The sequence below is a fragment of the Sphingosinicella sp. YJ22 genome (assembly GCF_011320075.1).
In the GTDB taxonomy this organism is placed as follows: Bacteria; Pseudomonadota; Alphaproteobacteria; order Sphingomonadales; family Sphingomonadaceae; genus Allosphingosinicella.
Genome location: NZ_JAANPA010000037.1, coordinates 25,587 through 32,488, shown reverse-complemented (window position 1 = coordinate 32,488; position 6,902 = coordinate 25,587). Strand labels below are relative to the sequence as shown.

Below are 6,902 nucleotides of genomic sequence, written 5' to 3'. Positions count from 1 at the left end.
CGTCGGCACGGTCACCGCCGGCCGCGCGGGAGCGGGCGCAGCCGACGGCGCCGAAGCCTGGACGACGCGCGGCATGGCGGCAGCCGGCTGCGGCGCGGCGGCCATGCGAACCGGCGCTTCCATCGGCGATGCCTGCGACGGCAGCTCGAGCTGGGCCAGCGTGACCTCGCTCTCGAGGAACTGGTCGGCGCCCGGCGCGGCGAAGCCGAAATCGGCCGACGCCCAATGCTGCAGTTGATGGACCCGGCCGCGGGTCTCGAGCTCGGTGTTGAGCGTGCGGATCGACTGCTTCAGCTCGACGATCTGCGAATCGAGCTGGGCGAGCTCGGCGCGCTCCGACGCGACGCTCAGCGAGAACATGTAGCAGGTGAGCGCGGCGGCGCCGATTCCGGCGACCCAGCCGACCGACTTGAAGCTCCTGGCGCTCATGCGTGCCTCCCCTTGATAGTCGTCGCCCGGGCCGACGATTCTGTTCTCCGGGCAGCGCGCAGCGTCGCCGAGCGGGCGCGCGGGTTGCGATTGACCTCTTCGTCGGACGGGCGGATCGCCTTGGTCACCGCCTCGAACGTCGGCGCCGGTCCGGCCTTGGCTTCGGGCAGGTGGCGCGATCCGCCGCCGGCCGCGCCGCTGCGCTCCTTGAGGAAGCGCTTCACGATGCGGTCCTCGAGGCTGTGAAAGGTCACCACCGCGAGACGGCCGCCGGGCTTCAGCACCTGCTCGGCCGCCTCGAGGCCTTCCTCGAGCTCGGCGAGCTCCTCGTTCACCGCGATGCGCAGCGCCTGGAAGGTGCGGGTCGCCGGATCCTTCTTGATTCCGGGATGGTGGCCGAGCGCGCGGCGGACTACGTCGGCGAGCGCTCCGGTGCGGGTGATCGGCCGCGCCGCGACGATCGCGCGGGCGACGCGGCGCGACTGCTTCTCCTCGCCATAATGGTAGAGGATGTCGGCGAGCTCGCCCTCGTCCGCCTCGTTGACGATGTCGGCCGCGCTGCGGCCGTCGCGGCCCATGCGCATGTCGAGCGGGCCGTCCGACTGGAACGAGAAGCCGCGCTCGGCCTGGTCGAGCTGCATCGACGATACGCCGATGTCGAGTGTGACTCCGTCGACGCTGTCGACGCCGCGGTCGGCAAGCGCCTGGCGCATCCGGGAGAAACGCTCCGGTACCAGCGCCAGGCGCCCCCCGCTGGCGGCCGCGATACGCTCTCCGCCAGCGATCGCCAGGGGGTCGCGATCGAAAGCGAAGACACGGGCCGCCCCAGATTCGAGCATGGCCTTGGAATAGCCGCCGGCGCCGAAGGTGCCGTCGACATGGGTCTCGCCGGGGGCAATGGCGAGCGATGCCATGACTTCGTCGAGCAGCACCGGCACGTGCGGCGCCGCATTGTCGTTGGAGATTGTGAAGGGGCTCATACCGCGCCCCTTTCCTCGAGCAGGTCGGCCGCAACGGCGCGAATCGCCGCGGCCTCGCAGGTCAGCGCGACCTGCGGGTTCCAGATCTGGAACTCGCCGCCCATGCCGACGAACATCGCGAGGTCGTCGATCGCCGCGCGCTTCTTGAGCCGCGGTGGCAGGATGATTCGTCCCGACGCGTCATAAATCGTGTCGACTGTGCCGGCGAACAGGCTCGCCTGCATCTCGAGCTCGGCGAGCGGATCCGGGTTCTCGCCGAGCCGCTTCTCGGCCTTGTCCTGCATGACCGCGGAATAGTTGGCGTCGTAGCCGACCAGGCACTGGAAGGTGGGGTGCGGGCTGAGGACGAGGAGCTTTTCGTCGGAGCGGCGCTCGATCTTCTGGCGGATGAACGCGGGAACCGACAGACGCCCTTTCGCGTCGATCGCGTTCAGCGCGCTTCCCCTGAAGAGATGCTCCCGTTCCACTGACGCGCCCACCGATCCCCAAAACACGGGGCCGCCCCTCAGCGATCGCACGCATCCGTGCGGCCGCAGCCGTCAGTTCACGATGATCGGGAACAGCCCCTGACTAGCGATTGGGGATTACCCCAAAAAGCGTGGGGATGGAAGGGGTTTTCATGGGTTTTTTGGGGATTCGATGGGCGAACATCGTTTGCGAGACTGTGTTTCTCGTATGTTCTATTCCCTTGTTCTTCAGTTGTTCACGTGCGCAAGCCTGTGGATAATGCTGTTGGCGGACGCTCGGCGCAAGACCGCGACCCGTCCTGGCGCGAGCGGGCGACTCGCCACGATCCGGCGAGTCCCGTCCCAAGTAATCGCGAAGTCGAATTGCCGTTTCGGTGGCGTTTCAGGGTGCCGCGGGCCGACCCTCGCAAGACTCATCCCGGCGAAAGCCGACCCACACTGACGGCGCCGAACACGCATAAGCCATAGACGGGACCCGACGCTTATGGGTCCCGGATCCCGCCGGATGAGTAGAAGCGCGCCCTACTGCGGCGCCGGCGCCGTCGTGTTGGCCTGATTGACCTCGGCACGCGGCGCGACTCCAAGCTCGGCCAGCGGCTCTTCCGGCGCGGCCTGGTTGGCCGCGACCGCATTTCCGCCGGTCAGATCTTCGGAAGTGATCGCCGCCTCATCCTGGGGGGTTCCGGTCAAGGCCGCGGCCAGAAGCACCGCGACGAAGACGAATCCCAAACCGGTGAGGCCGATCCGAACTCGCTGCATGCGCGCCTTATAACCAGCCGGGCCCGCGAGCGCTACCGTCCGGCCGCCCCCGTAAAATCCCGCTTGGTCCGACAAAAGTTAACATCGCGCTTGACGACGGGGAACTCCGTCGCAAAACGCCACTCATGAAGACCCCCAACCTCCTTGCCGCCGCGTCCTTCGCGGCCCTGATCACTCTCGCCGCCTGCAAAAGCGAGCCTGAGGTCATCGGCGGACCTGCCGATCCCCAGCGCGACGCCCTCAAGAATGCGCCCGCGGTCGAGCTTCCCCCGACCATCGCCGCCAGCCGCACCTATCGCTGCGCCGACAACAGCCTCATCTATGTCGACTTCTTTAGCAACGACACCGCGACCGTGCGCGCCTCCCAGGATGGCGAGCGCCACCAGCTCGCCAAGGCGGAGAGCGGCGCCTTCGAGGCGGACGGCTATTCGGTCAGCGCCAACGAGGCGACCATCCAGTACAAGGCGCCGAACCAGTCGGAGCAGCGCTGCCGGGCCTAACGTCCGGACGACGGCAATCCATGGGGGCCGGCGGGACTGCGTTCCGCCGGCCCTTTTCTTTCGGCCGCGCTCAGGCCGGCTGCGGCTGGGCCGGCTCGGCCTGCTGGGCGAAGGCTTCCATGCGCCGCTGCATCTCGTCCTCCGGCACGTCCTCGACATGGGTCGAGATCGTCCAGCGGTGCCCGAACGGATCGACGATGGCGCCGTTGCGGTCGCCATAGAACTGGTCCTCGACCGGCCGCTCGACCGTGGCGCCGGCGGCTACCGCGCGGGCGAACGCCGCATCGGCGTCCTCGACATAGATCATCAGGCTCGACGTCGCGCCGCCGCGGCTCTTGGGCCCGCGAATGTCCATGTCGGGCCATTCGTCAGACAGCATCACGTGCGAATCGCCGATCTTGATCTCGGCATGGCCGATCTTGCCGGCCATCGGCAGGCGCAGCACCTCGGTCGCGCCGAGCGCCTGGGTGTAGAAGCGAATCGCTTCCTCGGCGCCGTCGACGACGAGATAGGGCGTAACGCTATGATAGCCTTCGGGTATCGCTCTCACGGTCATGACATGCCTCCCTGCTGCCGGAACAAAGCGTGATCAGGCATACACCCGCACGGACTTTTCGACAAACGGATTCCCCCCCGCTAAGGCGCCGCCATGCAGTCCGCGATCACGCCCGAAACCGTCGCCGAGCACGGCCTCAGTCCCGAAGAATATGACCGCGTCCTCCACGCGCTGGGGCGCGAGCCGAACCTCACCGAGCTCGGCATCTTCTCCGTCATGTGGTCGGAGCATTGCTCCTACAAATCGTCGCGAATCCACTTGAAGAAGCTGCCGACCACAGCGCCCTGGGTAATCTGCGGACCGGGCGAGAATGCCGGCGTGATCGATATCGGCGACGGCCAGGCCGCCATCTTCAAGATGGAGAGCCACAACCACCCTTCCTATATCGAGCCCTATCAGGGCGCGGCGACCGGCGTCGGCGGCATCCTTCGCGACGTCTTCACCATGGGCGCGCGCCCGGTCGCCAACATGAACGCGCTTCGCTTCGGCCGCCCCGACCATCCCAAGATGCGCCACCTCATCGCCGGAGTCGTCTCGGGAATCGGCGGCTACGGCAATTGCGTGGGCGTGCCGACGGTGGGCGGCGAGGTCAATTTCCACCCCGCTTACGACGGCAACATTCTCGTCAACGCGATGACCGTGGGCGTCGCCGACACCGACAAGATCTTCTATTCGGCCGCCTCGGGCGTCGGCAATCCGATCGTCTATGTCGGCTCCAAAACCGGGCGCGACGGAATCCACGGCGCGACCATGGCCTCGGCCGATTTCGGCGAGGACAGCGAGGAGAAGCGCCCGACCGTGCAGGTCGGCGACCCGTTCACCGAGAAGCTGCTGATCGAGGCCTGCCTCGAGCTGATGGCCTCCGACGCGATCGTCGCGATCCAGGACATGGGCGCCGCCGGCCTCACCTCCTCCTCGGTCGAGATGGCGTCCAAGGGCGGAGTCGGCATCGAGCTGATCATGGACGACGTGCCCCAGCGCGAGGAGGGCATGACGCCCTATGAGATGATGCTGTCGGAATCGCAGGAGCGCATGCTGATGGTGCTCAAGCCCGGCCGCGAGGCCGAGGCTGAGGCGATCTTCCGCAAGTGGGAGCTCGATTTCGCGGTGATCGGCCACGTCACCGACACCGGCCGCATGATCCTCAAATGGAAGGGCGATATCGTCGCCGACATCCCGCTCGCGCCGCTCGCCGACGAAGCGCCGCTCTACGACCGGCCCCACGTGTCGCCCGAGGACTATCGCGCCTGGGCCGGAATCCGCCCGCTCGGGGACGTCCCGACGAGCCTCGATCCCGCGGCCGACCTGCTGAAGCTCGTCGGCTCGCCCGACCTCGCCAGCCGGCGCTGGATCTACGAGCAATATGACTCGAAGGTCGGCGGCGATACCGTTCAGGACCCCGGCGGCGACTCCGCGATGGTCCGCGTCCACGGCACCGGCAAGGCGCTTGCGATCACCACGGATTGCACCCCGCGCTACTGCTATGCCGACCCCTTCGAGGGCGGTAAGCAGGCGATCGCCGAGGCCTATCGCAACCTGTCCGCGGTCGGCGCGACCCCGCTTGCCGTCACCAACTGCCTCAACTTCGCCAATCCGCAGCGGCCCGAGATCATGGCCCAGATCGTCGGCTGCCTCGACGGCATGAGCGAGGCGTGCCGGGCGCTCGACTTCCCAATCGTGTCGGGCAACGTCTCGCTCTACAATGAGAGCAAGGCGACCGGCGGCGGCTCGGCGATCCTGCCGACCCCGGCGATCGGCGGCGTCGGCCTGCTCGCGGACTGGCGCCAGAACGCCACGGTCGCCTTCAAGAATGACGGCGACGACATCTGGCTGATCGGCGATGCGCCGTCGCATCTCGGCCAGTCGCTGTGGCTGCGCGAGATCGCAGGCCGCGAGCTTGGCGACGCCGGCCTCCCGCCCCCCGTCGACCTCGCCGCCGAGCGCCGCCACGGCGAGGCGGTGCGCGCGCTGACCGGGCGCGGTCTCGTCACCGCCGTCCACGACATCGCCGACGGCGGCCTCCTCGTCGCGCTCGCCGAGATGGCGATGGCCGGTGGCCTCGGCGCGACGCTCGATCCCTCCCGCTGGGGCGAGATCGACGCCGCCGCCTTCTTCTTCGGCGAGGACCAGGGCCGCTACCTCGTCTCGACGAGCAATTCGGACGCGGTCCTGCGCGCGCTCGCCGAGGCCGGCGTGCCGCACCTCTTCCTCGGCTCGGTCGGCGGCGACGCGATCACGCTTCCGCGAGGCCGCGTGGCCTTGCACGACCTGCGCGGCGCCCACGAAAGCTTCTTCCCGAATCTGATGGAAGGCGAGCTCGCCTAGCGCCGCTGATCGTATCAAGCGATCAGATTCGTCGACGAAGGCTATTGCGAACGATTAGCAGTAACGCTATCTCCAAGTCAGGAGGAGCGGCCTGCTCATGATGGTGTGCATCTGCAATGCGTTGAAGGAGCGCGACGTGCGCGAGGCCGCGCGCGGCGGCGCCGCCTGCCCGACCAGCGCCTATCGCAGCCTCGGCTGCCGCGCGCGTTGTGGCCAGTGCATCTCATTCGCACGCGAGATTATCGCCGCGGAACGTGCGACCGCGTAGCATTAACAGAGAATTTTCCGCAGATTTCCGCCATTTCTTCCTGTTTCCGATAACCACTTTGCGCTAAACAGCCGCGCAAAGGAGACGGGCCATGAAAGGCGACGCGCAGGTCATCCAGCACCTCAACAACGCGCTCAAGAACGAGCTGACGGCGGTCAACCAATATTGGCTTCACTACCGGCTGCTCGACAATTGGGGGATCGACAAGCTCGCCCAATATGAGCGGCACGAGTCGATCGACGAGATGAAGCATGCCGATCAGCTCGCCGAGCGGATCCTGTTCCTGGACGGCCTGCCCAACTTCCAGCTGCTGGGGCGCCTGCGCATCGGCGAGTCGGTCGAGGAAATCCTCAAGGCCGACCTCGCCATCGAGGTCGAGGCCTGCGCCCAGCTCAAGGAAGCGGTCACTTATTGCGAGACCGTCCAGGACTATGTCTCGCGCGAGCTGTTCGCCTCGATCCTCAAGACCGAGGAAGAGCATGTCGACTTCCTCGAAACCCAGTTCGGCATGATCGAGCGGATGGGCCTTCAGAACTACATCCAGCTCCAGTCCGAACCCGCCGGCGAATAGCGCCCTCCCCCGCGTCGCCGTGGCGCCGCGCGCCGCGCTCGGCTATG

9 protein-coding genes are annotated in these 6,902 nt (G+C 67.3%); 4 read left to right on the top strand and 5 right to left on the bottom strand.

Annotation, left to right across the window (positions count from 1 at the left end):
• The 4 genes from G7B71_RS12645 to G7B71_RS12630 form a co-directional block, all read right to left on the bottom strand.
• Positions 1 to 429 (bottom strand): hypothetical protein (locus G7B71_RS12645; RefSeq protein WP_166041427.1); only part of this gene is annotated, 429 nt, incomplete at its 3' end.
• Positions 426 to 1,409, bottom strand: a complete 984-nt coding sequence (gene rsmH, locus G7B71_RS12640) for a 16S rRNA (cytosine(1402)-N(4))-methyltransferase RsmH (RefSeq protein ID WP_166041425.1) — start codon at positions 1,407 to 1,409, stop codon at positions 426 to 428. The genes rsmH and G7B71_RS12645, both read right to left, overlap by 4 nt.
• Positions 1,406 to 1,876: a hypothetical protein gene (locus G7B71_RS12635; protein ID WP_166041423.1), complete on the bottom strand. Its 471-nt coding sequence runs from the start codon at positions 1,874 to 1,876 to the stop codon at positions 1,406 to 1,408. The genes rsmH and G7B71_RS12635 overlap by 4 nt, the downstream gene beginning before the upstream one ends.
• Positions 1,877 to 2,398: 522 nt before the next feature.
• Complete coding sequence (locus G7B71_RS12630) at positions 2,399 to 2,635, bottom strand: hypothetical protein (protein ID WP_166041421.1); 237 nt, start codon at positions 2,633 to 2,635, stop codon at positions 2,399 to 2,401.
• A 125-nt stretch (positions 2,636 to 2,760) separates the two neighbouring features.
• Here G7B71_RS12630 and G7B71_RS12625 point away from each other — a divergent pair, with 125 nt between their 5' ends.
• On the top strand, positions 2,761 to 3,135 hold the full coding sequence (locus G7B71_RS12625; protein WP_166041419.1) for a lysozyme inhibitor: 375 nt from the start codon (positions 2,761 to 2,763) through the stop codon (positions 3,133 to 3,135).
• A 70-nt stretch (positions 3,136 to 3,205) separates the two neighbouring features.
• On the opposite strand, the gene G7B71_RS12620 is transcribed toward G7B71_RS12625, so the two are convergent.
• Positions 3,206 to 3,691 (bottom strand): VOC family protein, encoded by a 486-nt coding sequence (locus tag G7B71_RS12620; RefSeq protein ID WP_166041418.1) that lies wholly within the window; start codon positions 3,689 to 3,691, stop codon positions 3,206 to 3,208.
• A gap of 93 nt (positions 3,692 to 3,784) precedes the next feature.
• Here G7B71_RS12620 and purL point away from each other — a divergent pair, with 93 nt between their 5' ends.
• From purL to bfr, 3 genes are all read left to right on the top strand, one after another.
• On the top strand, positions 3,785 to 6,016 hold the full coding sequence (gene purL, locus G7B71_RS12615; protein ID WP_166041416.1) for a phosphoribosylformylglycinamidine synthase subunit PurL: 2,232 nt from the start codon (positions 3,785 to 3,787) through the stop codon (positions 6,014 to 6,016).
• Positions 6,017 to 6,113: 97 nt separating this feature from the next.
• On the top strand, positions 6,114 to 6,284 hold the full coding sequence (locus G7B71_RS12610) for a (2Fe-2S)-binding protein (RefSeq protein ID WP_166041414.1): 171 nt from the start codon (positions 6,114 to 6,116) through the stop codon (positions 6,282 to 6,284).
• 91 nt (positions 6,285 to 6,375) lie between these two features.
• A complete protein-coding gene (bfr, locus tag G7B71_RS12605) occupies positions 6,376 to 6,855 on the top strand; it encodes a bacterioferritin (RefSeq protein ID WP_166041412.1) in 480 nt (159 codons plus the stop codon).
• The last annotated feature ends 47 nt before the right edge of the window (positions 6,856 to 6,902 follow it).

Bases quoted from the DNA above. Each gene is read 5' to 3' on its own strand.
- rsmH (WP_166041425.1), bottom strand. From the start codon at position 1,409: ATGAGCCCCTTCACAATCTCCAACGACAATGCGGCGCCGCACGTGCCG.
- G7B71_RS12630 (WP_166041421.1), bottom strand. From the start codon at position 2,635: ATGCAGCGAGTTCGGATCGGCCTCACCGGTTTGGGATTCGTCTTCGTC.
- G7B71_RS12625 (WP_166041419.1), top strand. From the start codon at position 2,761: ATGAAGACCCCCAACCTCCTTGCCGCCGCGTCCTTCGCGGCCCTGATC.
- G7B71_RS12620 (WP_166041418.1), bottom strand. From the start codon at position 3,691: ATGACCGTGAGAGCGATACCCGAAGGCTATCATAGCGTTACGCCCTAT.
- purL (WP_166041416.1), top strand. From the start codon at position 3,785: ATGCAGTCCGCGATCACGCCCGAAACCGTCGCCGAGCACGGCCTCAGT.
- G7B71_RS12610 (WP_166041414.1), top strand. From the start codon at position 6,114: ATGATGGTGTGCATCTGCAATGCGTTGAAGGAGCGCGACGTGCGCGAG.
- bfr (WP_166041412.1), top strand. From the start codon at position 6,376: ATGAAAGGCGACGCGCAGGTCATCCAGCACCTCAACAACGCGCTCAAG.